Source organism: Psychrobacter sp. 28M-43 (genome assembly GCF_014770435.1).
Taxonomy (GTDB): Bacteria; Pseudomonadota; Gammaproteobacteria; order Pseudomonadales; family Moraxellaceae; genus Psychrobacter.
Genome location: NZ_CP061739.1, coordinates 2,116,989 through 2,143,984 on the forward strand (window position 1 = coordinate 2,116,989; position 26,996 = coordinate 2,143,984).

Genomic DNA, 26,996 nt, shown 5'->3' on the forward strand with positions numbered 1-26,996 from the left:
TTTTGCCTTTTATCTATCATAAGAATTGAGTCAAATAACGTTACTCTTATTGCAACACGGTGCGTCATTCGCTCGTTGATTTTTTTGCATAGACATAAAATTATCTACACACAATTTTTACTACCCAATGGTAAATTCACAAATATTGGTACTACCTGCGCCGCAGTTAGTTTCTTCAACTTGAACCACATCTATAGCAGGGTTGCTTGCCAAAAAGCCTTCTATATAGCCCACAATAAAATGACATCCTGAGTGAGTATAATCTGACGACTTACAGAACGGACATTTGATTAAATAGATCACATTGTTTTTTGCTTTAACTTTAGACAGACCTTTCAGTGCTGGCACAAGCTCACGAGTGATCGTAGTAGGCATCTTCAGTGGACTGCCAAGTGAATAATCACGCTGGTAAATACCGCCGCCAACCTTACGACCCAACTCTTGCAATGCCGTCACACGTCGCTCAATAGGTAAACTATCTTCATACTGGCTGACAATATCTGCTATTTTAGGGTAATAAGCACCAATGGCTGATAAGACGCTTTTCTCATCCAATGTCTTTTTTGCAGGGGCAGCTGACGATCCGCCTTCTTCTTCTATTTCTAGATTAAAAAGCGTACAACCTTCAATTGAAGACAAGTCATCGATTAGATCTTCCTGCGTTTTAGAGCCCAGGCTTCTTGCGATCACATGAATGATGTTACCACCATTCTCTGAAGGTTCTTGCTTTTGGGAGACTAGCTGATAACCTGCTTTAATAAGCGGCGAAATAACATTGACCAGACGAATACGTTCAGAAGACGTTTCTAATGCACAAGAGAATTTCACAGAGCACTCCTTTTCTTAAAATACTGCTACGCTTTCTTATATCAAGCTATCTAGATAAACTAATGTGAATAACGTTTCAAAGGTCCACCAACTGACTTTCTCACAATATAAAAAATATTCAGACATCAACCACACAATAGTTTTTGTATATCTTTTATATTATAAGAAATGAAATATATTCAGTAGATGAAACTTCGATTTTTATAGTTATTAAGCATACAAGTGCTCTAACTACTAGAAATTCATTAATCGAGAAACAGTAACAAGCTTGAAAATAAGATTAGAATTAATAGTTTTAAATCAAATACTATTTTTAAACTTTACAGATAACATTTGGTCACAGTAAAGTTACTAAATAGCAATAGATTTTGATTGTATTATCACCGGAATCTTGTTTTGTAGCAATACACTATATGGCTTTGTCCGATAAGTGGCTCCATTAGCCGACAAATGGCTAGACTGTAAAACTCCATCATTATTTCCTAAAAGTAATTAATTATTAAAAGGAATCCCGAAACTATTTAAACCTATATATCTTGATATATCTATTATGCAATTAATCTTAACTGTATATTAAAACACTTATTAATGTTTTCTCTTTGTAGAATGATAGGTTCAAAATAAAATCAAAACCCTTTGTGTAGTCAGACTTTAGTCTCAAGGATAAAATCATTAAACAATAAAAATAATCATAATCGCGCAAATAAACTAAGGAAATGTGATGTCGAAGCAAGTCGAATTAGTGCTAGGAGCCAATACGGTTATCGAAAACACCAAATGTGCGATCGCATTTTCTACTACTAAACCATTAGAGTTTGGACAGCAGCTTGGACTATTGTGGTTGCCATTAGATGCCCATCGTAAAGCGGTTTGTAGTCCTGCTTATTTACATGAGTCTAAAGACTGGGCTCAGCTCGATAGCAAGGATAATCCAAGCACATGGCAGTTAGATTTACCCCAGTTATTTGATACACTTGGCGTTAATTTCTTACAACTGATTGCTTATGTTTATCATGATCCAAGCCTGAACTTGCCAGCGGTAGAGTTAAACGACGTAAGCCTCACGCTCAACAACGGGGATATTCACTATAACTTCATAACAAACGAGCGGCATGTCAAAGCGGCGATTATATTAGAAATATATCAGCGTAATGGACAGTTCAAATGTCGGGCGCTTGGCGAGGCATCAACCCAAGGCTTGGCGAGCCTTGAGCATCATGTACAGGTTAGTCTGGATGTTCGTCCACCTAGCACACATATACTTATTCAAGAAGCTCAACAGCAGCAGCGTACTCAACCAAATAACGAAGCTCGCCCTCCTCGTCAAGTACAAGCAGGCGAGACTTGGACAGGAACAGCGTTTGCTATTGATCCCTATCATCTGCTGACCTGCTATCATGTGATTGAGTCAGCAGCGATGGTTGGCGTACGTCAGCAAGGTCAGCCTGATCGCGAGGCACAAGTCGTACTCAGCGATATCGGAAGCGACTCAGCTATTATTAGAGTTAGTGATCCTTTGCCTAGCTACCTTCCATTGGCGCAGCAGTGTGTTGATATATTAGGTGAGACCATTACCACACTGGGGTTTCCGTTGTCAGGACTGAGTAGCCAACTCCAAGTCACTCAAGGCTGTATATCAGGATTGACAGGTTTAAATAACGATATCCGTCATATGCAATTCACCGCACCCATTCAGCCTGGATCTAGTGGTAGTCCTTTATTATTGCCGACTGGAGAGGTGGTCGGTATGGTCACATCAAGTCTGGTTCATGAACATGCACAAAATATGAACTATGCGGTGAAATTTCAGTTATTATCTGCCCTACTGGCGAGCGCTGGCATCAGTTTGGAGAACACGTCTGATTTGACCAGTGCTACGCCTCTTACAACACCTCAGCTAAGCAAGCAAAGTCGCAGAGCCTTATGGCTGGTTGGCTGTCAGGGTTAAGAAATCTATTCGATATATAAATAAAAGCGCCAAGGAATATGAATGTTAAATGAGCAACACAGTACGACCATTACCCTACCCCGTGGTACGCTAGATCTAACTTATCAAACCAACTCAGCCACCAATAAAAATGGCGCAGAACAACACGCCCATTATCAGTTAGAAGATTTGCTTGGATTTGCACAGCGTATTAATCCAAAGCGTGCGTTTTTGTTTGTCTCAAAAGTGTTAGGTCGTCATATTCCCGTTGCGCCAAGCATCATGCGAGAGGCATTTACTGATTTGGCTAACTTAGTGCCTAATGAGTTACCTCAACCTATCCTAGTCATTGGTATGGCAGAGACCGCTGTAGGTCTATCTGCTGGTGTCCATCAAGCATTGCAAACGCGCTATCCTCAAGCCCTGCTATTGAACTCTACGCGTCATGCACAGCACAATGAAAGTAGTGATCCAAATGGTACCGACTCCTTGCTGACGACGTTTTGTGAAGACCACAGTCATGCTAGCCAGCATTTGATTTATCAGAGCAAAGATAGCGTTACTCAAGCGCAGCTACTGGCCAGTAAAACATTAATTATGGTCGATGATGAAGCCTCAACGGGTAATACCTGTGTTAATGTCGTCACTGCCTTACGTGAAGCAGGACTGACACAATTAGAACAAGTGCATCTAACAACACTGGTCGACTGGTCATTAGATCAAGAAAACCCTCATCCACAGTCAGATGCTAAGCCTGCACGTATGGCTGATCGTCTCGCTGGTATTGAGTTTCATCGCCATCATTTATTGTCTGGTGCCTGGCAATGGACAGATGCCCCTAATCCTGAACCCATTACAATGCCATCGGTTGATACTACTGCCGCTGGTAGTCAGGCGCTCGGTGATACGGGCAACTGGGGGCGTTTTCCAACGCTAGACAGTACAGAGGGTTTTGCTAACCATCTTTCGAGTTTTCAAGCTGCATTTACGCGCTTCGATGGCCAAGAAAACTTTGATGTTACTCAGCTACCAAAAAGAATCCTAGTATTGGGTAGCAATGAGTTTGTTTGGTTGCCATTTTTATTGGCTGAATGGCTTGAAATAGAGTCTAAAAAACTGAGCGGAAATACAGCGTCCATGGTTAATTTTAGCGCATTAACCCGCTCACCGATTGCGCTTGGTGGGGCGATTAACACGATGCTGAGCTTTAGCGATAATTACGGGCTTGGTATGACCAATTTTGCTTATAACGTTGAGCCTAGTGATTGGGATTTGATTGTGTTGTGTATAGAAACATCAGCTGATAGTGTGGATGCTATGTGGCGAGGTTTGGATAACGTGCTGGTGGTGAGCCCTAATCTTTAAATTGCTCTCTAACTTTCAAACCTATTATTGACGGACGACACCATGACTACCTCATTTTTTAAAGCCAACCCAGATATCATCAAGCCTTATGCCTTGATGGATTTGGATGACACGTTATTCCAAACCCAGCGCAAAATTGATACATGGGACTTACCCACCACTGATCCTGAATCTTTGGTATGTGCGACGGTCAATAAGCAAGACGAACCTTTAAGCTTTATGAGCCAGCGTCAAGCAATCTTTTTTAATTGGTTGCTTGCTAGCACTGAATTAATTGTAGTGACGGCACGGGATCGTAGTGAAATGAAACGCGTTAAGCTGCCATTTGATAGCTGGCAAGTATTGACCCATGGAGCGATTATTTTAACTTCTGACGGAGCGCTGCTGAGCAGTTGGCAGCAGCATATGTATAGTAAGCTTGCGCCATTGCAAGATAAGCTTAATAAGTTAAGTCAATTGTTTGCTAATCACAGTAAAAGCAAGCAAAGTCATTTAGTATTTACACCGCATATCGATAGCTTTAACAATGGCTCTACGGATGAAGGGCTAACCATTTATCTGGCTATCAAACATGCGCAAAAAGATCATCAAGCGCTCGTAGATTTAGCTGAGAAACTGCCCACTTTGATACGTGATTTTGATCAAGATTTCTATGTACATGTGAACGCTAATAACTTAGCGATATTGCCCCATGCGGTTCATAAGCGTCATGCGGTACAGTTTTTATTAGAGCATCATTTAGACCATCAGCGTCCCAGTTTTGGTTTTGGTGATAGCTTAGCTGACTTGCCTTTCTTGCAGTTATTGGACTGGTACGGTATGCCCAATCATGGCCAACTGCATGAGCAATACCAGTCTAAATTGTGAGGCTAAACCATTAGTTTAAACTGCAGCCACGCAAATCCACTGTTATCATTAAGAGTGCTATTATTCATACTATGACTTTACCTAATATACAGATAAAAAGAGCCGATTTAAAAAACTATGGCTCAGGCAGCTATCTTGCAAGCGATGTCACTGTCCTACTCGATATGGTGGATAAGGACGCGGTTGCCGATGTGCCCGTCAGTCGAAAAGAAGCGCTTATCCAAAGCGGACAACGCCATTACTCTGACATGCTGACTTTAGAGCAAGCACCTACTGCAATGCATGAGCAGCTATACATACAGGCGTTAGAGCAAGGGTCAACAAGGACCGCGACCGATATCGCTCATTTATCTCATACGCTATATCATGTGTTCCAGCAGGACGTAAGTGATGAGTGTCCACTGGTTTTGGTCAGCTTGGTGCGAGCTGGTCTGCCAATTGGGGTGTTATTGCAGCGTGCGCTATCGGATACAGACAGTAGCTATCACTTGCCAAGTGTACATTATGGCATCAGTATCATTCGGGATCGTGGTCTTGATCCAGTGGCTTTGCAAATGCTACTGGATGCTTATCCAAACAGTCCAATCGTATTCGTCGATGGCTGGACAGGTAAAGGTGCTATTTATAAAGAGTTGGCTCGCAGTTTAGAGACGTTTAGTGATTCCAGCCATGTTAATTTTGCTAACATTTTCCATCAAGGCGCTGACGTCATTCCGCTACTGACTCTTGCCGATCCGGCTGGCGTTGCTTGGCTGGCGGCTAGTGAAGAAGACTGGTTAATCCCCTCGGGTTTGTTAAATAGTACTGTATCAGGGCTTATTTCCCGTAGCTTGTATACAGAGCCGTCATCAGGCCTACATCGCAGTGTTTTTTATGATGATTTAATTGAGGTAGATCACAGTTTGGCATTTATCGATCGTATCGATGCGACGAGACGTTCATTGGCTACCACTCTAGCGCGTTTACCGACTTACCAGCAGCCACGCTACCAGACGGCTGCATTGATAGAGATGTTGGCAGCAGATTATCATATTATCAATCGCAACCGTATTAAGCCGACTATTGCCGAGGCAACACGTGCCATATTACGCCGTGATCCAGAGCGTATATTGCTCGCCACTGCTGAGCACCCTGATACCATATTGCTACGCCATTTATGTGCGCAACGAAACATCACTATCAGTGTATTAGGTGATAAAATACTGCCTTATCAAGCCATCACGCTTATCAAGCAGCGCTCCCAAGACACTTAATACATTTAACGGTATTAAATACTTTCTTTTTCGCTCTCTTATACTCCCTACTTATGATGCCAATTATGTCAGATATGCTAAAAACCGAGTCAGACCTTTACAATGATACCCAATCTTATGCGCATCTGATCACTGAGCGTCATGCGATGGTCAAACCGCACACGCACCATCCATATCAGCTCGGTGCTAGCTTATACATGCCTGCGACTCGCCAAGATATTTGGCAAGTCATCAAGCGAGATAAACTACCGACGATTAATAGTATTATTATCTGTCTAGAGGATGCGGTCAGTCAGCAGGATGTAGAGTTGGCGCTTGAGCGTTTGCGAACCCTTTTGGATACTTGGGCAGAACATGTGAATAGCATTAATGCGCCATCTAAATCAGCGACGATTCATGCCCAGCATCCGACGCGTCCACTGGTCTTTATACGTCCACGTAGCCCGATGATGCTACAGCAATTGGCTGATTATACCCATATCGATCTTATCGATGGTTTCGTCATGCCAAAAGTTGATATGTATAGCCTATCTAACTGGCGCATGGCTTGTCAGAACCTAAAAGTAGATCAACTACTTATGCCGACGCTCGAAACCGCAGCGCTATTCAATCCGCATCACAATCAGGAGCTTGCCATCGCTTTTAAAGAAGCATTTAGCCAGCCAGTTTTTGCATTGCGTATCGGTGGTAATGACTTGTTTGCAGCATTGCGCTTACGTCGCCCAAAAAACAGTATTGTCTATGACTCGCCTATCGGTACGTTGGCTTATCAAATGCTTGGCTGTTTTGTGCCGCATGGTTTTTATCTTACCGCGCCAGTATTTGAGTACTTGGATCAGCCGACGCTATTTATGCAAGAGCTGAACCGAGACGTCAGCTTAGGTATGGTGGGAAAAACTGTCATTCATCCAAGCCAAATTGCATTGGTACAGCAAGCTTACTGTGTGCCACTGAGTACACTGGATGAAGCACAAGCGATCCTTCACTCTGAGGCCAAAGCGGTATTCAAGTACAATAATACGATGCTAGAGCCTGCGACGCACCGTGCTTGGGCGACTGAAATTGTTAATCGCGCAGAAGCCTTTGGAACCATCGATGACGGACATAGCCAGTACAGCTCACGAATGTAACTGTTATCGCTGATACAGATAACTGTCTGCTATTTAACAACTTACACCATACAAAAAGCCGCTATCAAATAATAGGTAGCGGCTTTTTTATGTAGATATCTGCTTAGGTTTTTCTATAAATATGAGGCTTTAAAGCTCTCGCACAGCAGCTACATTAAGCACAACTTTCTAAAAACTGACGGAGTACTTGGTTCACTTGATCAGGCTCTTCTACTGTCGATGTATGACCAGCACCTTTGATAATGGCAAGCTTGGATCCAGCGATAGCAAAATGCATGCGTTCAGATTTGGCATAAGGCGTGGCGGCATCTTCATCACCAACCACGATTAATGTCGGCGTTGTAATCTCACCCAACTGCTCATAAGTACCGGTACGCTCAATAACGCCCATTGTTGCTTTGACCACGCCGCCTTTGCGATTGCTTTGTAGCATTGTTAGCCACTGCTTACGGTCGGATTTGCGCAGTTTGTCTGCCAGAAACGTACTACCAAACATGATTGGCATCACTTTATTACTCACACGCTTCATACCTAACCAGCGAATCGCTTTGACCAGCTTGCGATACTGAGGGATATTTTTTGGATCTTCAGGGTCAGCAGAGGTTTCTAACAGCGTTAATGACAACAGCAACTCAGGGCGTTTGAGCGCGATACGTTGAGCCACGAACCCGCCCATAGATAGCCCAACAAAGTGACATTTATCAATACCAAGCGCTGCAAGTAAGCCAAGCGTATCGTCAGTCAGCGTCTCCATATCATAGCCAGATTTGGTAACCTGCGACTGACCTTGCCCGCGAAAATCAAAAGCAATACAACGATAGTCTGTTTGAAAGTGCTCCACTTGCTTGTCATACATCTGTGAGCTCCACAATAGACCGTGAGCAAATACGATAACGGGCTTTTGCGTGTCGTTCGGTGCACTGTCTTCGTAATAAATATCAGCGTTATTTACAGTGATAATTGGCATAACCACATCCTTGTTTGATCAATGAAAAGTTTGAGCGTACCCTTGTGTCTTTTACGACTCTTTTACACTCAACCTGGCATATTAGCATAATCCATTAGCCCCTTAGGTCATAGCCTTTTTACGAGCCAGTCGTTTTGTCCCATTAGCTAGCATCAGCTTTTACGATAGAATAGTAAAGTTTACCAGTATTTAGATGTGTCTTAAGCGCCCACAAAACACGCTTTTATAATCATAGCAAGCTGCTATAGTAATCAGCATTGAACCATTTTTACCTTTATCTCAAAGTATTGTCATTGATACAGAATATTAAAACAGTCATTTAAAATAAGGAAATCTCAAATGTCACAGTCTCTCGTCGATTATCAAGTTGAAGAGCACATTGCTACCATTACATTTAACGATCCAAAAAGCTTAAACGCTTTTGGCACGCCCTTAAAAAACCAAGTCCTGATAGCACTAGATAAAGCGGCTGCAGATGATCAAGTACGGGTGATTATTTTGCAAGGGGCTGGTGGTAATTTCTCAAGCGGCGGCGATATAAAAGAGATGTTGTCTAAAGGATTAGACAAGGATATTGTTTCAAACAAATTAAGAGGTATGGTAGAAGGCGCAGGCGAAGTCAGCTTAAAATTACGTCATATTCATAAGCCGATTATTGCCAAATTAGAAGGCGCTGTGGCAGGTGCTGGCATGAACTTGGCGCTTACTTGTGACTTCCGAATTGCCGCAGACAATGCGAAGTTTGTACAAGCGTTCGTTAATATTGGCCTAGTTCCAGATGCAGGTGGTATTTACTTATTAAACCAATTGGTTGGTGCAGCAAAAGCGACTGAGCTTGTGATGCTAGGAGATAAACTAAAAGCAGAAGACATGGCACGTTTAAATCTAGTAAACGACGTGGTAAGTATTGACGAGCTAGAAGCCACCGTACAAGCATTGGCGCTACGATTGAGCCAACTACCAGGCAAAGCGTTGGCCGCTATGAAAGAAAGCTTCAATGTACACGCCTTCGCTGGTTTGAGCGCGGCGTTAGATACGGAAGTTGAGCAACAGACTGTAATGGCAAAAACTGATGACTTTATCGAAGGGGTTAGTGCCTTTATCGCAAAACGTAAGCCTGTATATCAAGGTAAATAGCAAATTAAATAACGAGACAATAAGCTGTTTGATTTGAACGCTGAACTTGTTTTGACTAAATAGTCTGTAATGATGCTATCAAAAAAGGGCTGCAAATATGGTAGCCCTTCTTTTGTCAACGCCTTTAATTAAGAAGCGGACGCGGGTTTAGAATGATGAGGTAAAGTAAATATCTTGTCAAAAATCAGAGTAAACGTAAACGTATAAACTAAGAAAAATAGCAGTAGCGCTACTTCCATCATAAAGGCTTTTACTAGACCAACATCGTACCAAATCATATACAGTGGCAAGCAGATTAATACCAGCCCACCTTCAAAACCAAAAGCATGAGCACTGCGTATCCATAGTGTACGACGTACAATGCGCCTGCGACGTTCCCACGCTTCAAAAGCGGTATTATATATAAAATTCCAAACGACGGCTGCTACCGACATCATTACGGCGATTGGTAAGGATTCTGATGCATCACTGTGACTGAGTTTCATCAATATAATGGTAGATAAGATAATCGCGATAATTTCGAAAGCGGTCACATAAATTAAGCGACGTTTAAGCGGTGATAAGGTCATCAACCAAGACTCCAAAGCACCTGTATTTAAACAGCAAGGTGCGTATCAAAGTATCGGTCCGTCCCGAGTTAGAAAAGATAAATAAAGTGCAGAGCCACGGTTTCCGCCTGCCCCTATATTATACAGAAACCAAACTCAAAAATCAGTGAGCAAATTTGTAAACAGGCATAAGCCGTTTTATTAACGAATATCGCCTGTTTTAACCGGACTATTTTGCTGGTGGTCCCCATTGATTGGTTTTGGAATTGGTCTCAATGGCAAAAAATACAAGTAACATGATGAAACCTATCAATGGTACTGCAGCCAATAAAAGCCACCATCCTGAGCGACCCGTATCATGTAATCTGCGAACACAAACGGTAATACTAGGGACAAGCATACCAAACGCTACACATGCATTAAAAAATTCTGATTCTGAGCCGAATACTGCTTTGTCTAATATCATTGCAAGCACTGTCAAACCTATTTGTACCAATACAAAATACCAAAACTCTTTACGACGAGCGCGACCAGAAAGATTGGTATAGTTCTTCATACTTTTCTTAAACCAATCAATGATGCCATAGTTTTCTTCAGCATTATGATTGTTAGCCATCGTAGATCCGGGCAATGGTGGCGGAGTCGCATTATCAAGCTTGATATTATTTTCCATAGGGCTTTTTATCTCAGTCGTGAAAAGTAGAAATCGTCAGTAAAAATTATCAACCATTGGCTTTGATTATAGATACTCAATAAAAGTTTGTAAATGAATACTAGTTTTCTTAGAGTTATCAATAAAAAACCCCGCATCATAACGATACGGGGTTACTCTATTATTAAAACTTAAAAACTATTAAAACTTAAAAACGTTTTGCTTAAGCTGCAACCAAGATTAGGTCAACTGAGCAACGTTAATCTTGTCTGCTTCTTCAGTATAGTCTTCCATACGATCAAAGTTCATGTATTGATAGACTTCATCACCCATGCTGTTTAGCATGCCAGCATACTGCTGATACTCATCGTTAGTCGGCAATTTACCAAGTACCGCTGCGACTGCTGCAAGCTCTGCAGAAGCTAGGTATACGTTAGCGCCTTGACCTAGACGGTTCGGGAAGTTACGAGTTGAGGTCGATACCGCAGTAGATTTCGGTGCGATACGTGCTTGGTTACCCATACATAGTGAACAACCTGGCATTTCAGTACGAGCGCCGGCTTGTGCATAGATGTTGTAGTAACCTTCTTCCATCAACTGGCGTGCATCCATCTTAGTAGGTGGTGCAATCCATAGACGAGTCTTCAAGCTACCTGCTGGTACGTCTTGTAGCAATTTACCAGCGGCACGGAAGTGACCAATGTTAGTCATACATGAACCAATGAATACTTCATCAATCGTATCACCAGCCACGTCTGCTAGCGTTTTTGCATCATCTGGATCGTTCGGGCAGCAAAGGATAGGCTCTTTGATTTCGCTCATATCGATAGTGATGTCGATAGCGTATTCAGCATCGTCGTCAGCACGCATGAGGCTTGGGTTAGCCAACCACTCTTGCATTTGCTCAACACGGCGGCTGATCGTACGTGCATCGCCATAGCCTTCTGAAATCATCCACTTAAGCAGCGTGATGTTTGAGTTTAGGTACTCAGTCACTGATGCTTCAGACAAGGTGATGGTACAACCAGCAGCACTACGCTCAGCTGAGGCATCAGACAACTCAAACGCTTGCTCAGCGGTCAAATCTTCTAGACCTTCGATTTCAAGAATACGGCCGTTGAACTCGTTGATTTTACCTTTCTTATCAACCGTCAGGTAACCTTCTTTGATCGCTTGATAAGGGATAGCATGTACTAGGTCACGTAGGGTGATACCAGCTTGACGCTCACCAACAAAACGAACACGAACAGATTCAGGCATATCAAGTGGCATTACACCAGTTGCAGCTGCGAAAGCAACTAGACCAGAACCCGCTGGGAACGAGATACCCATTGGGAAACGAGTATGCGAGTCACCACCAGTACCAACGGTATCTGGAAGTAGCATACGGTTCAACCATGAGTGAATGATACCGTCACCTGGACGTAAGCTTACGCCGCCACGGTTCATGATAAAGTCAGGTAGTGTGTGCTGAGTCTCAACGTCAACTGGCTTTGGATAAGCAGCAGTATGACAGAATGACTGCATCACGAGGTCTGCTTGGAAACCCAAACATGCCAAGTCTTTTAGCTCATCACGCGTCATCGGACCAGTCGTATCCTGAGAGCCGACCGTAGTCATCTTAGGCTCGCAGTACATACCTGGACGTACGCCTGTCAGGCCACAAGCTTTACCAACCATTTTCTGTGCAAGCGTAAAGCCTTTACCAGTATCAGCTGGCTCTTCTGGCTTAGCAAAGATGTCTGAATGACCAAGGCCCATGTATTCACGAGCACGGTTAGTCAAACCACGACCAACGATTAATGGAATACGGCCGCCAGCACGAACTTCATCAAGCAATGTTGGTGAATTTAGTGAGAACGTTGATAGTACTTCATCAGAGTCATGCTTAGTGATTTTGCCTTCGTACGGATAGATGTCAAATACATCACCCATGTTGAGGTTATCAACTGCCACTTTTTCGATTGGCAATGCGCCAGAATCTTCCATCGTGTTGAAGAAGATAGGAGCGATATTGTTACCAAGTACTAAACCGCCGCCACGTTTGTTTGGCACATTAGGGATATCTTCACCCATCAACCAAAGTACTGAGTTGGTTGCAGACTTACGGCTAGAACCAGTACCAACCACATCACCAACATAGGCTAGCGGATGGCCTTTTTCTTTCAGTGCTTCGATTTGCTTCATTGGGCCAACAACGCCCTCTTCGTCAGCATTGATGCCGTCGCGAGAGTTTTTGTGCATGGCTAGTGAATGCAATGGGATATCAGGACGGCTCCATGCGTCTTGCGCAGGTGACAAGTCATCCGTATTGGTCTCGCCAGTTACTTTGAACGTCGTGTAAGTGGTTTTCTTTGGTACTTCAGCACGGTTCAAGAACCATTCTGCGTCAGCCCAAGACTGAATCACTTCTTTAGCAATAGTGTTGCCAGCTTCTGCTTTTTCAGTCACGTCATTGAACGCGTCAAATACTAGCAAAGTTTTCTTTAATGCTTCAGCAGCGTCTTGTGCAACTTCGCTATCATCTAGTGCAGCAACTAGTGGCTGAACGTTGTAGCCACCTTGCATAGTGCCTAGAATTTCAACGGCTTTTTGCTTGCTGATAAGTGGTGATGATGTTTCACCCTTTAAGATAGCAGCCAAAAATGCCGCTTTAACGTATGCTGCTTGGTCAACACCAGCAGGGATACGGTTTTCTAATAGGTTCATCAAGAACGCATCTTCGCCTGCAGGCGGGTTCTTTAATAATTCAACCAACTCTACTACTTGTTTTTCATTTAGTGGTAGGGGTACAGTTCCTAGCTCAGCACGTTCTTCGACATGTTTACGATAAGCTTCTAACACAATAGTCGTCCTCGTCAGTTGGGGTGTAGCACATTACGTGGGTAGTCAGCATGACTGCCTGCGTCTATATACTATATGAAATAATTATCCGTGCAATCATAGCTTAAAACGCTTTAAATGTTAATGGCTCAGCTCTGAAAAGGCGCATAGTAAGGCCATATTGAACATTTATTATAAAAATAGTGCCATCAATAATATGATTGTAGCGCTCATTATAACTGGCATTTGCCTGATTACGCTTATCAATAAGTACTTGCTTTATGACTGAGCAGACACCATATGACTGATATACGATTTTGTAAGAAATAACTTCGATAAAGTCTCGCTTAAAAAAATGTAGCAATATCGATATATTAGCAGCCGATTTATTAACAGTCGATTTGGTAAAAATATTAAGGACGACGATATGACTGATGGCAATACGGACAACACTCCTAACTATGACAATGGTCTCAAGGTACGCACTGAGGTGATGGGTGAGCAGCATGTCAAACGCTCGCTTGATGCTGCCACAGGATTTACCCAACCGCTGCAAGACTGGATTATCGAACACGCTTGGGGCAGCACTTGGCAAGATGACTCAGTATTACCGCGTAAGTATCGCTCATTAATCACTATTGCCTTTTTAATTGCCCAAAAAAGCCCAAACGAGTTGAAAGGTCATATACGCGGTGCCATTAACAACGGGGCTAGTGTCGCCGAGATTAGAGAAGTGCTCATGCATAGCTTGCCGTATTGCGGTGCACCTGCTACTCAAGAAGCGTTTCGCGCCGCCATAGATATACTGAATGAGTTAGAAATCGATATAGATATTTAAAACTATGGTCGTCCGAGCAATCATAGTAATCTTAACAATATTGTTTAAAAATTGACGACCAAATTTCTGCTATAATATCTGCACTCATAAAACATTCTGATAATTCCATAAACCCTTATAATATAAAGGGTTAAGAGATAACTCCATTATGACAACTGCCGTACAAACACATGTACCTGCTGCTAAGGCCAAACCAAAAAAAGCCATCCAAGGCGAAAAGCTGCGTGGCTATGACAAAGTTGCCCGTATCCCAATTAAGGTGATCCCGACTGTCGAGGCAAAGAAAAAGCCTGATTGGATTCGGGTAAAAATGTCCTCGCCTGCTGAAGTCGCTCGTATCAAAGCAACCTTGCGTGAGCAAAAGCTTTATACCGTTTGTGAAGAAGCGGCCTGCCCTAACCTGCCACAGTGCTTCGCTGATGGTACAGCCACCTTTATGATCATGGGTGATATCTGTACGCGTCGCTGCCCATTCTGTGATGTAGGACATGGTCGTCCTAATGAGCTAGACAAGGATGAGCCGCGTCATACTGCTGAGACGATTCAAGGTTTACAGCTTAAGTATGCCGTAATCACCTCTGTCGATCGCGATGATCTAAAAGACGGCGGTGCGGGACATTTTGTAGAAGTGCTAAACGAATCAAGAGCACTTAGCCCAAACTGCTTGATTGAAATCCTAGTACCAGATTTCCGTGGTCGTATGGATATTGCATTGGATTTATTGACAGAGACTGCACCAGATGTGTTTAACCACAACATCGAAACCGTGCCACGTTTATACAAAGCCTTCCGTCCAGGTTCAGACTATCAGCATTCGTTAGATTTGCTTAAGATTTATAAAGAGCGTCGTCCTGATATCGCCACCAAGTGCGGCTTTATGGTTGGTCTTGGCGAGACAGAAGAAGAGATCTATGCCCTACTCGATGATCTAAAAGCTCATGATGTAGATATGATCACTATTGGTCAGTATCTACAGCCTAGTAAAAACCATGCGCCTGTCGATCGTTATGTCCATCCAGACGAGTTCCAACGCTATATGGACTACGGCAAAAAAATTGGCTTCTTTAGCATTTGGGCAGGTCCAATGGTACGCTCAAGCTACTTTGCAGATCGTCAGTACTATGGCGAAGATTGCCCAGCACCGATCCGTAGCAAAAAAGCATTAGAAGCTGAAGGCAAACTTGGCTGCTAATTTAGTAATAAAGTGATGTGAAAGTAGTTGCGAACAACAGCGGCTAGGACATCTCTTAGGAATATTAAAAAGGGTGAATAACAAATTTGTTATTCACCCTTTTTTTGAGCTTTATTAGACTTACGAAGGATTAAACCCAATGCTTTACACGGTTAAAGTTGGCGTTGGCTTTCCAGCTGTTTTTATATTGTATGCAGCAATACCAAGGACAATAATACCACCTGCGATACCAGTCGTAATCTCAGGATAAATCAATAGTAAAGCACCAATAGCTAAGATGATACGAGTTACCGTATTCATACCACCTCTGAAGTAGCCTTCAAGTGCTGAGCTCAGCGCAATAACACCCGTCACCGAAGTCACTACTACTGTAATGATATCTACAATAGGTGGCAGCGGGAAATCTTTTGCCGTGACTGCCAGCCCCGTTGGATCTATCATCAGCATCGTTGGGTTATAGATAAACATAAACGGCACGATGAATCCCGCGAGAGCAAGTTTGAGAGACAAGAACCCTGTTTTCATCGGATCTCCACCGGATATACCTGCACCCGCAAAGGCTGCAAGACACACAGGCGGTGTAATATTGGCAAAGATACCAAAATAGAAAACAAACATGTGCGCTGACAAGATTGGAATATCAAAACCGGCCAATGCTGGTGCAGCCATCGTCGCCGTAATGATATAGGCAGGAATAGATGGTAGCCCCATGCCCAAAACCATTGATGCCAACATCGTTAAGATAAGCGTAAAGAATAGCGATCCTGCACCTAGGGTGACAATAGAAGATGTCATCACCGTACCAAAACTGGTCAGGCTCACAACCCCAATGATAATACCGACTACCGCACAAGCAGCCATAACCGCTAATGACTGGCGCGCACCATCTTCTAATGCACCCAAAATATCAGAAAAACTCATGCGCGTTTCGGCACGTAGCATACTGATCACAACGGTAAAGCCAATGGTATAAGCTGCTGCATATCCCACAGGTACGTTTCTGATTAATAAGAAAATCAAGAAGACAATCGGCAATAGCATGTGACCGCGGGCTTTTAGTACCTCTTTGACCGCTGGTAAATTTTCTTTAGCAATACCTTTTAGATCGCGACGTCCAGCGCGGAAATGCACCTGCGCAATGACGCCTAAATAGTACAATATCGCTGGCAATAATGCTGCTAAGGCAATCGTGCTATACGGCAAGCCTGTTGTCTCAGCCATGATAAAGGCACTGGCACCCATAATCGGTGGCAAAATCTGTCCACCAACCGAAGCACTGGCTTCAACTGCACCTGCGAAATCTTTGTGATAACCGACCTTTTTCATTAACGGAATGGTAAAGGCACCCGTACTAACCACATTTGATAAAGCTGAGCCGTTGATACTGCCCATAAAGCCACTAGAAATAACCGCTACTTTTGCAGGTCCGCCCTTTTTATGACCAGCGATGGCCAATGCTAAATCATTAAACAACTGTCCCATTCCCGAGCGTGCTAAAAACGCACCGAACAGAATGAACAAGAAGATAAAGGTGACCGATGCACCAATCGCAACAGAGTACAAACCTTCTGTTTTTAAGAATAATTGACCAAAAATATCACCCATATCATAAGGACGAGTCAAAAGCCTGTCAGGCATAAAATCTAAATGACTAACAAATGGATAGGCCAAAAATATGCCGGCCAAGATTGGCAAAATCCAACCAGTGATACGGCGACTGCCTTCTAGTACGCAGACTACCGTAATCAAGGAAAATATCACATCGACCTGATTGGCCATACCGCCACGCGAGGTGACGATGTCTTGATACTCATAGATAAGATAGCCCATACCGGATAGAGACAGGGCAAACCAAATCCAGTCATACCATGCCACTCGTTTGCGACTGCTTTTTTTGCTGGCTGGAAAAATTAGGAATATCAATGCAAAACCAACACCCACGTGTACAGAGCGCTGTAACAGTGCTGGCATTGGATTAAAAGTGATATATAAATGAAACAGTGAATATAGTATACAAATGCCAGCGATAAAATACTTCACTGGTCCTTGAGTGATATGACGCGTGATTGACTCTCGGTCATATTTTTCCAATACTGCTCGGTTGACCGCATCCGCCTCAGCATGGTTATCAACTTGAGCATCTGGCATGGTAGTCACACTACCTTGATCCGTCACTTGGGAGTTCATGACAAAAGTCCTTTTTAAATCTATCAATTAAATCATACGTCTTAGGCATGATCACCACTTCAGAATAGTCTGGCACCCACTGGTGAATCAAGAAACGATGACCACCATAATCCATTTCACCTTTGGTCAGTCTAGATACAACCCAATTAAGGCGAGGCAGTTTTTCGTTGATTTGATAACCCAGATAACCAGGCTTTTGTATAGGAGCGAGCATTTCGGTGGAGGGCGTCCCTGCACCGAACGCTTCAAAATAGGTCGTGGTCAGTAACAGCTCCGCACCTTCTGTAACGCTGCCATCTATGCGTTGATACTGCTCTTCCCACCACTGTTTTTCTACAGAATGTATCCAACGTAGCTGAAAATCAGGCTCAGTGAAATAACAAAGCTTATCATCAGCACCGTCTACGCCTGCGACTCGCACTTCAACGACAGGCTGAAGCGTAGAGCCTAACCATAGCGTAAAAAAAACCAGCGCTGCAATAAATGCCGCGCCAGTTGATAACCATAATGAATTACTTGGCTGCTTGTTCGTCATAGTACTTTTTAGCTCCAGGATGGATTGGGGCTACCATGCCATCACGAGCGGTTTCTAAACTGATATCATTGGCCGCTTGGTGAGCTGTTTTTAGACCATCTAAATTATCAAACAATGCTTTGGTTAATTTATAACCATCCGCTTCAGACAGATCAGAGCTAACCAATAATGCATTCATGATTGCTGCAGTTGGTACGGCTGTTTCGTTGCCATAAGTGCCAGCAGGAATCTCAAAGGTTTTGAAATAAGGCTTGGTCGCGATGATTTCTTTTAGCTTGTCTTGGTTGATAGTGACAATCTGTAAATCTAAACCTTGCTCTAACTCCATCAAAGATGAGTTTGGTAGGCCACTACTAAAGAATGCCGCTTCAATCTTACCTGCTTTCATACCATCAGCAGCTTCAGCAAAGCCTAGATAATCAACGGTGACATCATCATACGTAATACCAAACCCTTCAAGTAAAGTACGAGCGTTGACTTCTGTACCAGAACCTTGATCGCCTACCGCGATGCGCTTGCCTCGTAAATCTTCAATGTTTTTGATACCAGATTTTTTCGAGGTTACGATTTGCACCACATTAGGGTACAAAACAGCAATCTGTTGAATGTTAGTAATTGGCTGCTCAAAGTTGTTTTTACCTTCGACAGCATCCGTCACCACGTCACTCAGTGCCAAGACCATGTCGACCTTGCCTTGGGTCAATAGATTGACGTTTTCGACTGATGCGCCAGTGGTTTGAGTTTTTGAGTTTACGCCAAAAGTTTTGACATAGACTTCAGACAATGAGGTACCAATGATATTGTAAGGGCCAGACGCGCCGCCAGTAGCGATGGTCAAAAACTTAGTATCAAGCTTATCTGCTGCAGTATCTGCTGCCGCGCTATCTGCAGATGCAGTATCACTGCTCTCTGAGCTCGGAGATGAGCATGCAGTCAAACCTAACGCAGCACTCAGCATAGCTGACAAAAGTAATGGGGATTTTAAAGAATTAAGCATTGAATTCATCCTTGAAGTGGTCGATTTTGTACGTTTAACAATATCCGTATTTATACATAAATACGTTACAGACCAGTAATAATATAGTAATTCTATCAATAAATAAACCTTAGCTTACTTTCTCTTTTTCTTTCAATACCTTATATTTAAAGCTATCAGAGAAAATATAGGCCATTCATCAATTGTACTAATATATATGTATGTTTTGCTATGCGAAACAAAGTTTCATTTAATAAATATTAAAACAAAAATTGTCGCTATTGTAAACCTTTATCGATATCTAGCAAATATCGCCATATCGCATTATTTCTTAGGAATTTTTAGATATAGCAAATTAATGAGAATTCTCGACTTATAACTATCTCGATTTATAACTATAAGGGCAAAAGTTCTGCTATATTTTATCTGAGCTATTTTTGGTTCAGGATGTTACATGGCACTAGTCTGTGTCTCTCTTTTATTAATCTACTCGGATAGTCCTTATGACAATACCTCACACGGAAGTACTGGCAACGTTATCTGCTGATATTGCTATCATCGGTGGCAGCGGTCTCTACCAAATGTCATCGCTGACCAACAAACGCAGTGTGACAATACAGACGCCTTATGGCAGTCCATCTGATGATATTGTCTTAGGTGAGCTTGAGGGAGTGACAGTTGCATTTCTAACACGGCATGGTCAGGGCCACAGACTAACCCCGTCTGAAGTGCCTTATCGAGCCAATATCTATGCGCTAAAAACGCTTGAGGTACGCTATATTATATCCGTATCAGCAGTTGGCTCATTGCAAGCGCATCTTAAGCCATTAGACATGGTCATTCCAGATCAAATGATTGATATGACTAAGCAGCGAGCGAGTACTTTCTTTGGCGAAGGTGCCGTCGCTCATGTGTCGATGGCAGACCCACTATGCCCTGTCCTAGCAGACATCTTGACGCGCGCTTATGACCAAGCAAATATTGTAGAAGGTAGCAGTCATTTTAAGGCAACTTATGTCTGTATCGAAGGGCCTCAATTCTCAACTCGGGCAGAGTCAGAATGGTATCGTCAGATGCAGGCAGATATTATTGGCATGACCAATATGCCAGAAGCCAAATTGGCACGTGAAGCCAGTATTGCTTATGCCACGTTAGCTCTGGTGACAGACTTCGACTGTTGGCATCCAACGGAAGAAGCCGTCAGTGCCGACTATGCTATACAGAACCTAATGAAAAATGCGGACAATGCTCAAAAAGTGATTAAAGAAGCCGTTGCTTTAATTGCCGCTGAACTGCCTGACTCAATCGCCCACAATGCCCTCGCGCAAGCATTGGTCACACCTATAGATGCGATGGACGAGCATACCAAGATTAGACTGGCCGCCTTGCTAACGTAATCTTAATACGTACTCTCCATTTTGGACTGACTACTGCTAATCGGTCTAATTTTAATCGTGCTGTTTCCCATTGAATCAAAAAAGGCCATTATCTAAAATAATGGCCTTTTTTATAATTGAGCATGTATATTTAAATTTATGCTAAATACATTACTTTAATGTTAGCAACAACCACCTGCACCAGATGCCAGCATCATAGGTTGATTAAATGGCATTAATTCACCGCAACCTGCAAAAATACCGTAGTGGCGACTTTCATCACCGATAAACTCAAAGTGCGGCGCAAAGCGTGATTCTTGTAGCATTCTAAATGTATTGCCACATACTGGAAATACCCGACCAACTTCGATAGCATGATGTTTATCTAAATCAAACCGATGCGGGGACTGCTCGATAGTTCCTTTATATATCACCGCTTGTCCGTGATCTTCGCAAGCATCCTCAAGCGACGCTATCTTAAACAAACGGTAAGTCGCAGAGAAAAACTGAATATCACCAATTTTAGCTGCCAAAGCGGGATCTGTAATCTCAAGTGGGCGATCTTCAACCAAACGTACGTCTAAGAATCCTGCATCTCGTGACAAACGGGTAAAGTCCTTCCAATACAATGCGCCGCTCAAACATTCACCATATAAGACTGGGTCATCGGTTAAGTGTTGCGGGATACGGCGATCGGCATAGACGTCAGAAAAATAAAACTCCCCACCAGGTTTCAGTAAACGCTGCACACTGGCCATAACCGCGGCTTTATCTGGTGATAGATTGATAACGCAGTTTGAGACGATAATATCGAAGCTATTAGCCTCAAGGTCTAGTTCATCTAGTTTCTCGATATAGCCGTGCAAAAATGTCACATTGTCATAGCCGAACTTATCGACATGGTAGGCTTGATGCTGTCTGGCCACGGCTAGCTGCTCATCGGTCATATCAACACCGACTACGTGCCCACTCTCACCAACCAATTGTGCTAGTGCATAGACATCTCGGCCTGAGCCACTACCCAAGTCTAAAATTCGGCAGCCTTCAAGCAGTGCTGGACACACCAGACCACAGCCGTAATAGCGATTCAATACTTCATCGTGAATATTTGCGAGTAATGGCTTGAGCCACTCAGGCATATTGCTGATATCACAACAAGCCGAAGTCTTTAAATCATCGGTACTCTGTAACTCTTTTCCATAGTAATTTTGCACGACGTCATGCATAACAATATCCTTATTAAATGTACCATCCGGTTAAAAATCTCAGTAAATCATTTTAGAATATACAACTACGTTAGTGAATTTATTGACCTAGTTATCAATTATCCATAATCAGCTATCAGTCGTTATCGACTCTGATATTGAGTTGGGAATCTAGCCAGCTTGACGGTAAATGCACTAGATCTTTAGGCTCATCAATATCATGTAAAGGGTCAAATAGTGTAAGTGTCCAGTCTAGTGCTGCCATGCGCTGCTTAGTGACAGCAGCAACACTAGGTGTACTCCAAACAATGTCCGAAAACAGGCTGTCATCAATCTCTCTAAACCCTAACAACACATAACCACCATCAGCTGCTGGAATCATAACCGTATCGTGTTGATTTAGCTGCTGTACCGCTGTCTGAATACGTGCTGTCGTAAGACTAGGACAGTCCGCACCAATTAAGACAACCTTTTTAAAACGTTGCAATGCTTGCTGACTGGCTATCAACATACGCAAACCCAAATCACCATTGGCCTGCGTAGACCAACGCAACGATTCAGGCAAATCAAGCGCCTGCCAACATGGATCTGTTGGTGCTGGACTCACACATAACTCAACGGCAAAGCCCGTATCAACGGCCTGCTCAATACTGTGCAATAATAGTTGCCTTGCCATACGTGCAGCGCCATCTACTCCTAGCGCTGGCTGCAAACGGGTTTTTGCCTTATTGGGCGCTGGATACTTTGCAAACAGAAGGATGCAGGTATCTTGCTGTCTTGCAGATAAATCAGCTGTCACTATAACGGCCTCTCAATTGGTCAAATGTACAAAGACGAACTCTTTCTTCTTTTGTCTATCATATTTATAAACCAAACAGCTTCACTAATTATAGTAGCGTTGCTTTAAAACATTAGGCGATATACCGCGCCAATAATCAAAGCGCAAATGCCACATCAAGAAAATAGTCCGCCATGTACCATGCTGCTGCCAACGCCGCGCTGAGGTCGTGACTTTAGTTTTTAGACAAGCCGGTCGAGCAATACGCTTGAGCCGCTTACATAGTTCGATATCTTCCATCAATGGCTGATCAGGATAGCCACCAATCTGCTCGAACACAGACTTTTTGATAAATATTGCTTGATCGCCAGTGGCTATACCCATTAAGCGCGAGCGTTGATTTATCATTAATCCGACGATTTTTAACAATGGCTCACGACTATCTAAACGGACATCAAAACGTCCCCAATCGTACTGAGCTATTGCCTGCTGAACGTTATCTATCGCGTCAACTGGCAGCTCGGTATCAGCATGTAAAAATAGCAGAACGTCACCTGTTGCCAACATAGTGCCCGCATTCATTTGCTGTGCACGTCCTACGGTAGATTCGATAATATGCCAATCAATAGCTGATTGAGCAGTCTCTATACTTTTGAGCACACTGTCGGCGATAGCAACCGAACCATCCACTGAACCACCATCGACCAATATCACTTGCTGCGGTGCTGGATCGAGATGGACAATATGAGCCATAAGCTCAGGCAAGTTGTCCGCTTCATTTAATAATGGAACAATAATTGATAGGTTCAATGAATATACCGTCACGTTAATCAGCAAGTAAGATTAAAAACTGGCTTATTTTTTATTCAAATTCCAGTTGTAGTCGGTATAGCTTATTTTTATCTTGCCTTGTTTGAGATTCGCTGTCTGAGCTTTACTCAATCCTAATGACGAGCTATAACGACCTAGAAACCCTGCTAAATCTTTTGTGCCGCGCCAGTTGGTTGCAAAATCTTCTTTATACCATTTAAAAATTGGTGACACTCTTAGCGTATCGCCTTTGAGACTGTTACGGCTACTGTCTGCTAAAAACTTAGAGGTTGCCTGCTCTAGTTGACTGTCTAAACGCTTGCCAGTAAAGGCATCATCTTGCAATGCAGGGCAACCAATACTGGCACAATTGACCGCAAAGTGAATGCGCGGATCGTTGTAACGTTTAGAACCACGAATCAGATTGTGCTCGATATCATCAAGTGAGCGCGTCTTACCGAGTAGCGAAACAAACTCTTGCTTCCATGGTGACCCAAACAGTCCGCCGATATCTTTGATAGATTTAACGTTTGGATATTTCGTCAATACCAAATCAACCGTACCAGCGTTATAAACGTTGATTAAAAATGCCAACTGCTCGTTTTTACTCCAACGATTGAACTCTGATTGAGATACCTTGCTTGTCGCTTCCAGATAGTTTGTCAACTTACTTTGATCTGCTTTCATGCCAGCATAATTGACCACTGAAGCTTTGCCACCGTTGGTCATAGTTACATGCTTATTTAATAAGCTATCCCAGCTCTGATGGTTGAAGTCAGCATGAGCAGCCACGCTTGCTAATAAAATAGTCGTGGCAATCACTGGTTGGGCGAAAAACGTCTTCGCTGAAAAGTTAAATACTGACATAGGACTTACTCCGTTTACACTGATTGTTTTTTACTTAAATTTTTTATGTATGCTAAAAGCACCTATGTTTAAAGTACTTAGGCTTAAAGCATCTATGTTTAAAGTGCTTATATTAAAAGCACTTACATTAGAACGGCTAAGGCGTGTCTACTAGCACTGGCTCTACCGTCTCTTCTTCTAACGCGCCGCCACAACTACTGCCCTGTCCTGCTGTACAGCCATAGCAGTGGTCAGCAATGGCAATGTCATCACCGGACGGATTTTGCGTTAACAAATCACTTAGGTGTCGCCGTGACTTGTTGGGGACAGGTATCTCTAACTGCTGATTGAAATCACAATCAAACAGCTCACCCAACCAGTTGACACTAATGGTCGAACGGCACATGACCTCGGTCAAATTAGCAGCCATATAATTAGCTTTGAGCAAATCCATATACGGGTGGAACTGGTCTTTTGCCAATAGCACCGCCCCAAAACGCTGAATCGGCATATTGGTTAGGGCAAACAGATGATTAAACTCGATATCAAAGTGCGCTTTTAGCTCCCGCTTATAGTCGGCTTCAAGCTGTTGTTGATTGGGCGGTAGCGTCGCACCTTGCGGATTGAAGACCAAGTTTAATGTTAAATCAGAATTAGACTTGCCATACCCCAAGCTGTTGAGCTTTTGCAATCCCAATATACTGTCGTCAAACGCGCCTTTACCGCGCTGTTTATCCACGTTTTCTAAAGAATAACAAGGCAAAGACGCCACTACTTCAACTTGGTTGTCTGCTAAAAACTGCGCCATATCCTCATAACCCTCTTCCATAAGGATAGTCAGATTACAACGGTCTATTACTTTAATACCTAATGCCCGAGCGGCCGTGACCAAATACTTAAAATCCTCATGCATTTCAGGCGCACCGCCCGTCAAATCAAGCGTATCGATGTTTTGTGCTTGTAATACCTCTGGTATCAGCTCAACCAACTCACGTGACATCATTTCAGTACGATAAGGGCTTGCAGCCACATGACAGTGCACGCAGGACATATTGCATAAGTAGCCCATATTGACTTGTAATATCGTCAATTGACGTCGTTTTATCGCTGGAAAATCAGTATGCTCAAGTAGCTCGATAGTTAATCTCATGGTGGTCTAAAATCCTGTTAGCGGTACAACTAAAAAAGGATAGCAACGTGATATTAAAGATTAGAAAACACAGATAGCGCATTGCTTTTACTGTTTATTTTTAAGATTTACAACGTAAAACCTGATTGCTCACTTTACGGTTTATCTAATCAATCATACCTGATTATCAATAAGCATTGACAACTAATCATATGGATTTTATGGTTTATTCCAAATGAGCATTATCCTTGGTTAGTCCTTATCAGCTTCGATGAATCGCTTATCGATATACTTCTTGAGATGCCATACCCAGCGGCCTTGTAGGTTTACATTACCCCAACTACCAATGGCGTATTTATCACCGCAAGATAGCAGATATAGCGTACGTGATTTTGGCTGATAACTCTTCATTACGCTCTCTTTCAGATAGGCCATTAAATTATCAGCTTCGACAGCACCGCCATGTACTGAGTGAACCCCTGAGTGCGCCACATACTTATCGACTCGTGTCGCTACATCACCAACGGCAAACACGTTAGGATGAGAGACACTCTGTTGCTTATCGTTTACCGCGATAAACCCATCACCTTCGATTTCCAAATCCGTAGAAGCTGTCCATGCCGAGCCTATGACACCAGTCGCAGCGATGACAGCATTTATGGGCAATGATTTATGAGTGGTCGATAATTTACCATCACGATAATCGGTCGCTCGTTCTCGAATTATCGTAATGTCATGACGATGTAACTGCTTAATAACCCGCTGTCGAAAGCTCGAATTAAACCCTGACAATAGATTCTCACCGCATACTAATGTCACCTGATGATTACGATTGATGTTCCGTAGCGCGACTTGGGCTGCCATGACCAACTCTATGGCCGCTGCACCTGCCCCAATAATAGCTAATTGATACTTTTCAGATGACTGGGCATCCTTCAAAATCCGCTGCCATTGGGTGATAAATGTTGATAACGGTCGTATGGCAATCACGTCAGTATTAGCATCTCTATCATCACTATCGCTTCTATAGTCATTCTGGTCTTTATGGTCACGTAGCCAACGCATGTCTGTATCTGCCCCAGTATTTAAAGACAACACATCGTAATCAAAATCCGTTTGTTTATCGCCAGTCGTAACCACCTTGTTTGACGCTGCGTTTACTTGTACAAGCGACTGCTGAATAAAGCGCACGCCTGCCCGCACACAAAGCGATTTGATATCGATACTAATATCATGCAGCTGATAATGCCCTGCCATCCATCCCGGTAACATGCCAGAATAAATAGTTTGCGGTTGCTCACTAATTAAGTGAATATCCGCATCTATCGTATCGGCATCTTTTAAACGCGCTGCGCTAAGTCGGCGTAACATACCAATGTGAGCATGACCTGCGCCTGCCAATAATAATGTCTTTTTCGGTGAAAATTTTGTCATAGATGATTTTATCAAGGCGGTTAGTTGCTGTTAATGTTTGATCGAATGTTGATTGATATAAATGACTTTAAAAACTCATTTAAAAGTATCATATAAATAAGACCAGTCTGTTGCGGGCAAACAGTAAGAGCGTAAATGACTTATGTGGCTCATGTGGCTTATACATATTCAGCGATAGTCACTCCTTTAACCG

The 26,996-nt window shown here is 43.0% G+C and carries 23 protein-coding genes; 9 read left to right on the forward strand and 14 right to left on the reverse strand.

What is annotated here, in order from left to right:
- Nucleotides 1–120 precede the first annotated feature (120 nt).
- Entirely contained in the window at nucleotides 121–828 is a 708-nt protein-coding gene (locus IEE84_RS08770) for a hypothetical protein (protein ID WP_191113897.1), read from the reverse strand.
- Nucleotides 829–1,549: 721 nt separating this feature from the next.
- Here IEE84_RS08770 and IEE84_RS08775 point away from each other — a divergent pair.
- The 5 genes from IEE84_RS08775 to IEE84_RS08795 all read left to right on the forward strand — a co-directional run bounded on the left by IEE84_RS08775 (nucleotide 1,550) and on the right by IEE84_RS08795 (nucleotide 7,370).
- The gene (locus tag IEE84_RS08775; protein WP_191113898.1) at nucleotides 1,550–2,776 is read left to right on the forward strand and encodes a S1 family peptidase; all 1,227 of its coding nucleotides are present in this window, start codon (nucleotides 1,550–1,552) and stop codon (nucleotides 2,774–2,776) included.
- A 42-nt stretch (nucleotides 2,777–2,818) separates the two neighbouring features.
- Nucleotides 2,819–4,120 (forward strand): phosphoribosyltransferase domain-containing protein, encoded by a 1,302-nt coding sequence (locus IEE84_RS08780; RefSeq protein WP_191113899.1) that lies wholly within the window; start codon nucleotides 2,819–2,821, stop codon nucleotides 4,118–4,120.
- 42 nt (nucleotides 4,121–4,162) lie between these two features.
- Entirely contained in the window at nucleotides 4,163–4,987 is an 825-nt protein-coding gene (locus tag IEE84_RS08785) for an HAD hydrolase family protein (RefSeq protein WP_191113900.1), read from the forward strand.
- Nucleotides 4,988–5,058: 71 nt separating this feature from the next.
- A complete protein-coding gene (locus IEE84_RS08790; RefSeq protein ID WP_191113901.1) occupies nucleotides 5,059–6,240 on the forward strand; it encodes a cysteine protease StiP domain-containing protein in 1,182 nt (393 codons plus the stop codon).
- 65 nt (nucleotides 6,241–6,305) lie between these two features.
- Nucleotides 6,306–7,370, forward strand: coding sequence for an HpcH/HpaI aldolase/citrate lyase family protein (locus IEE84_RS08795; RefSeq protein WP_224737724.1), 1,065 nt, complete (start codon nucleotides 6,306–6,308; stop codon nucleotides 7,368–7,370).
- Nucleotides 7,371–7,524: 154 nt separating this feature from the next.
- On the opposite strand, the gene IEE84_RS08800 is transcribed toward IEE84_RS08795, so the two are convergent.
- Entirely contained in the window at nucleotides 7,525–8,337 is an 813-nt protein-coding gene (locus IEE84_RS08800) for an alpha/beta fold hydrolase (RefSeq protein ID WP_191113902.1), read from the reverse strand.
- 339 nt (nucleotides 8,338–8,676) lie between these two features.
- On the opposite strand from IEE84_RS08800, the gene IEE84_RS08805 reads away from it, so the two are divergent.
- Nucleotides 8,677–9,474 (forward strand): enoyl-CoA hydratase/isomerase family protein, encoded by a 798-nt coding sequence (locus tag IEE84_RS08805; protein WP_191113903.1) that lies wholly within the window; start codon nucleotides 8,677–8,679, stop codon nucleotides 9,472–9,474.
- A gap of 128 nt (nucleotides 9,475–9,602) precedes the next feature.
- Here IEE84_RS08805 and IEE84_RS08810 read toward each other — a convergent pair whose 3' ends face one another.
- From IEE84_RS08810 to acnB, 3 genes are all read right to left on the reverse strand, one after another.
- Nucleotides 9,603–10,043: a PACE efflux transporter gene (locus IEE84_RS08810; protein ID WP_191113904.1), complete on the reverse strand. Its 441-nt coding sequence runs from the start codon at nucleotides 10,041–10,043 to the stop codon at nucleotides 9,603–9,605.
- A 208-nt stretch (nucleotides 10,044–10,251) separates the two neighbouring features.
- A complete protein-coding gene (locus IEE84_RS08815) occupies nucleotides 10,252–10,695 on the reverse strand; it encodes a DUF805 domain-containing protein (protein WP_224737726.1) in 444 nt (147 codons plus the stop codon).
- Between the two features lie 219 nt (nucleotides 10,696–10,914).
- Entirely contained in the window at nucleotides 10,915–13,518 is a 2,604-nt protein-coding gene (acnB, locus tag IEE84_RS08820; RefSeq protein WP_057760857.1) for a bifunctional aconitate hydratase 2/2-methylisocitrate dehydratase, read from the reverse strand.
- 406 nt (nucleotides 13,519–13,924) lie between these two features.
- Here acnB and IEE84_RS08825 point away from each other — a divergent pair, with 406 nt between their 5' ends.
- The gene (locus IEE84_RS08825) at nucleotides 13,925–14,335 is read left to right on the forward strand and encodes a carboxymuconolactone decarboxylase family protein (RefSeq protein WP_191113905.1); all 411 of its coding nucleotides are present in this window, start codon (nucleotides 13,925–13,927) and stop codon (nucleotides 14,333–14,335) included.
- Nucleotides 14,336–14,483: 148 nt separating this feature from the next.
- On the forward strand, nucleotides 14,484–15,527 hold the full coding sequence (gene lipA, locus IEE84_RS08830; protein ID WP_057760861.1) for a lipoyl synthase: 1,044 nt from the start codon (nucleotides 14,484–14,486) through the stop codon (nucleotides 15,525–15,527).
- A gap of 144 nt (nucleotides 15,528–15,671) precedes the next feature.
- On the opposite strand, the gene IEE84_RS08835 is transcribed toward lipA, so the two are convergent.
- Genes IEE84_RS08835 through IEE84_RS08845 form a run of 3 tightly spaced genes read right to left on the reverse strand, consistent with a single transcriptional unit; the run spans nucleotide 15,672 to nucleotide 19,246 of the window.
- The gene (locus tag IEE84_RS08835) at nucleotides 15,672–17,714 is read right to left on the reverse strand and encodes a TRAP transporter permease (protein ID WP_416383467.1); all 2,043 of its coding nucleotides are present in this window, start codon (nucleotides 17,712–17,714) and stop codon (nucleotides 15,672–15,674) included.
- Entirely contained in the window at nucleotides 17,686–18,249 is a 564-nt protein-coding gene (locus tag IEE84_RS08840; protein ID WP_191113906.1) for a DUF1850 domain-containing protein, read from the reverse strand. The genes IEE84_RS08835 and IEE84_RS08840 overlap by 29 nt, the downstream gene beginning before the upstream one ends.
- Nucleotides 18,227–19,246, reverse strand: coding sequence for a TAXI family TRAP transporter solute-binding subunit (locus IEE84_RS08845; RefSeq protein ID WP_191113907.1), 1,020 nt, complete (start codon nucleotides 19,244–19,246; stop codon nucleotides 18,227–18,229). The genes IEE84_RS08840 and IEE84_RS08845 overlap by 23 nt, the downstream gene beginning before the upstream one ends.
- A gap of 482 nt (nucleotides 19,247–19,728) precedes the next feature.
- Here IEE84_RS08845 and mtnP point away from each other — a divergent pair, with 482 nt between their 5' ends.
- Nucleotides 19,729–20,622, forward strand: a complete 894-nt coding sequence (gene mtnP, locus IEE84_RS08850) for an S-methyl-5'-thioadenosine phosphorylase (protein ID WP_191113908.1) — start codon at nucleotides 19,729–19,731, stop codon at nucleotides 20,620–20,622.
- Nucleotides 20,623–20,783: 161 nt separating this feature from the next.
- Here mtnP and IEE84_RS08855 read toward each other — a convergent pair whose 3' ends face one another.
- The 6 genes from IEE84_RS08855 to IEE84_RS08880 form a co-directional block, all read right to left on the reverse strand.
- Nucleotides 20,784–21,827: a methyltransferase domain-containing protein gene (locus IEE84_RS08855; RefSeq protein WP_191113909.1), complete on the reverse strand. Its 1,044-nt coding sequence runs from the start codon at nucleotides 21,825–21,827 to the stop codon at nucleotides 20,784–20,786.
- A 115-nt stretch (nucleotides 21,828–21,942) separates the two neighbouring features.
- Nucleotides 21,943–22,605: a TIGR04282 family arsenosugar biosynthesis glycosyltransferase gene (locus tag IEE84_RS08860; protein ID WP_191113910.1), complete on the reverse strand. Its 663-nt coding sequence runs from the start codon at nucleotides 22,603–22,605 to the stop codon at nucleotides 21,943–21,945.
- Between the two features lie 84 nt (nucleotides 22,606–22,689).
- Entirely contained in the window at nucleotides 22,690–23,394 is a 705-nt protein-coding gene (locus tag IEE84_RS08865) for a TIGR04283 family arsenosugar biosynthesis glycosyltransferase (RefSeq protein ID WP_224737729.1), read from the reverse strand.
- A 45-nt stretch (nucleotides 23,395–23,439) separates the two neighbouring features.
- Nucleotides 23,440–24,261, reverse strand: coding sequence for a DUF547 domain-containing protein (locus IEE84_RS08870; protein ID WP_191113912.1), 822 nt, complete (start codon nucleotides 24,259–24,261; stop codon nucleotides 23,440–23,442).
- Nucleotides 24,262–24,397: 136 nt separating this feature from the next.
- Nucleotides 24,398–25,390 carry an arsenosugar biosynthesis radical SAM (seleno)protein ArsS gene (gene arsS, locus IEE84_RS08875; RefSeq protein WP_191113913.1) on the reverse strand — a complete coding sequence of 331 codons (993 nt, stop codon included), beginning with the start codon at nucleotides 25,388–25,390 and terminating at the stop codon, nucleotides 24,398–24,400.
- 231 nt (nucleotides 25,391–25,621) lie between these two features.
- The gene (locus IEE84_RS08880; protein ID WP_191113914.1) at nucleotides 25,622–26,803 is read right to left on the reverse strand and encodes an FAD-dependent oxidoreductase; all 1,182 of its coding nucleotides are present in this window, start codon (nucleotides 26,801–26,803) and stop codon (nucleotides 25,622–25,624) included.
- Nucleotides 26,804–26,996: the final 193 nt, after the last annotated feature.

Excerpts from the sequence above, each read along its gene's own strand:
- IEE84_RS08775 (WP_191113898.1), top strand. The coding sequence starts at position 1,550 with ATGTCGAAGCAAGTCGAATTAGTGCTAGGAGCCAATACGGTTATCGAA.
- IEE84_RS08780 (WP_191113899.1), top strand. The coding sequence starts at position 2,819 with ATGTTAAATGAGCAACACAGTACGACCATTACCCTACCCCGTGGTACG.
- IEE84_RS08785 (WP_191113900.1), top strand. The coding sequence starts at position 4,163 with ATGACTACCTCATTTTTTAAAGCCAACCCAGATATCATCAAGCCTTAT.
- IEE84_RS08790 (WP_191113901.1), top strand. The coding sequence starts at position 5,059 with ATGACTTTACCTAATATACAGATAAAAAGAGCCGATTTAAAAAACTAT.
- IEE84_RS08795 (WP_224737724.1), top strand. The coding sequence starts at position 6,306 with ATGTCAGATATGCTAAAAACCGAGTCAGACCTTTACAATGATACCCAA.
- IEE84_RS08800 (WP_191113902.1), bottom strand. The coding sequence starts at position 8,337 with ATGCCAATTATCACTGTAAATAACGCTGATATTTATTACGAAGACAGT.
- IEE84_RS08805 (WP_191113903.1), top strand. The coding sequence starts at position 8,677 with ATGTCACAGTCTCTCGTCGATTATCAAGTTGAAGAGCACATTGCTACC.
- IEE84_RS08810 (WP_191113904.1), bottom strand. The coding sequence starts at position 10,043 with ATGACCTTATCACCGCTTAAACGTCGCTTAATTTATGTGACCGCTTTC.
- IEE84_RS08815 (WP_224737726.1), bottom strand. The coding sequence starts at position 10,695 with ATGGAAAATAATATCAAGCTTGATAATGCGACTCCGCCACCATTGCCC.
- IEE84_RS08825 (WP_191113905.1), top strand. The coding sequence starts at position 13,925 with ATGACTGATGGCAATACGGACAACACTCCTAACTATGACAATGGTCTC.
- lipA (WP_057760861.1), top strand. The coding sequence starts at position 14,484 with ATGACAACTGCCGTACAAACACATGTACCTGCTGCTAAGGCCAAACCA.
- IEE84_RS08835 (WP_416383467.1), bottom strand. The coding sequence starts at position 17,714 with ATGAACTCCCAAGTGACGGATCAAGGTAGTGTGACTACCATGCCAGAT.
- IEE84_RS08840 (WP_191113906.1), bottom strand. The coding sequence starts at position 18,249 with ATGACGAACAAGCAGCCAAGTAATTCATTATGGTTATCAACTGGCGCG.
- IEE84_RS08845 (WP_191113907.1), bottom strand. The coding sequence starts at position 19,246 with ATGCTTAATTCTTTAAAATCCCCATTACTTTTGTCAGCTATGCTGAGT.
- mtnP (WP_191113908.1), top strand. The coding sequence starts at position 19,729 with ATGACAATACCTCACACGGAAGTACTGGCAACGTTATCTGCTGATATT.
- IEE84_RS08855 (WP_191113909.1), bottom strand. The coding sequence starts at position 21,827 with ATGCATGACGTCGTGCAAAATTACTATGGAAAAGAGTTACAGAGTACC.
- IEE84_RS08870 (WP_191113912.1), bottom strand. The coding sequence starts at position 24,261 with ATGTCAGTATTTAACTTTTCAGCGAAGACGTTTTTCGCCCAACCAGTG.
- arsS (WP_191113913.1), bottom strand. The coding sequence starts at position 25,390 with ATGAGATTAACTATCGAGCTACTTGAGCATACTGATTTTCCAGCGATA.
- IEE84_RS08880 (WP_191113914.1), bottom strand. The coding sequence starts at position 26,803 with ATGACAAAATTTTCACCGAAAAAGACATTATTATTGGCAGGCGCAGGT.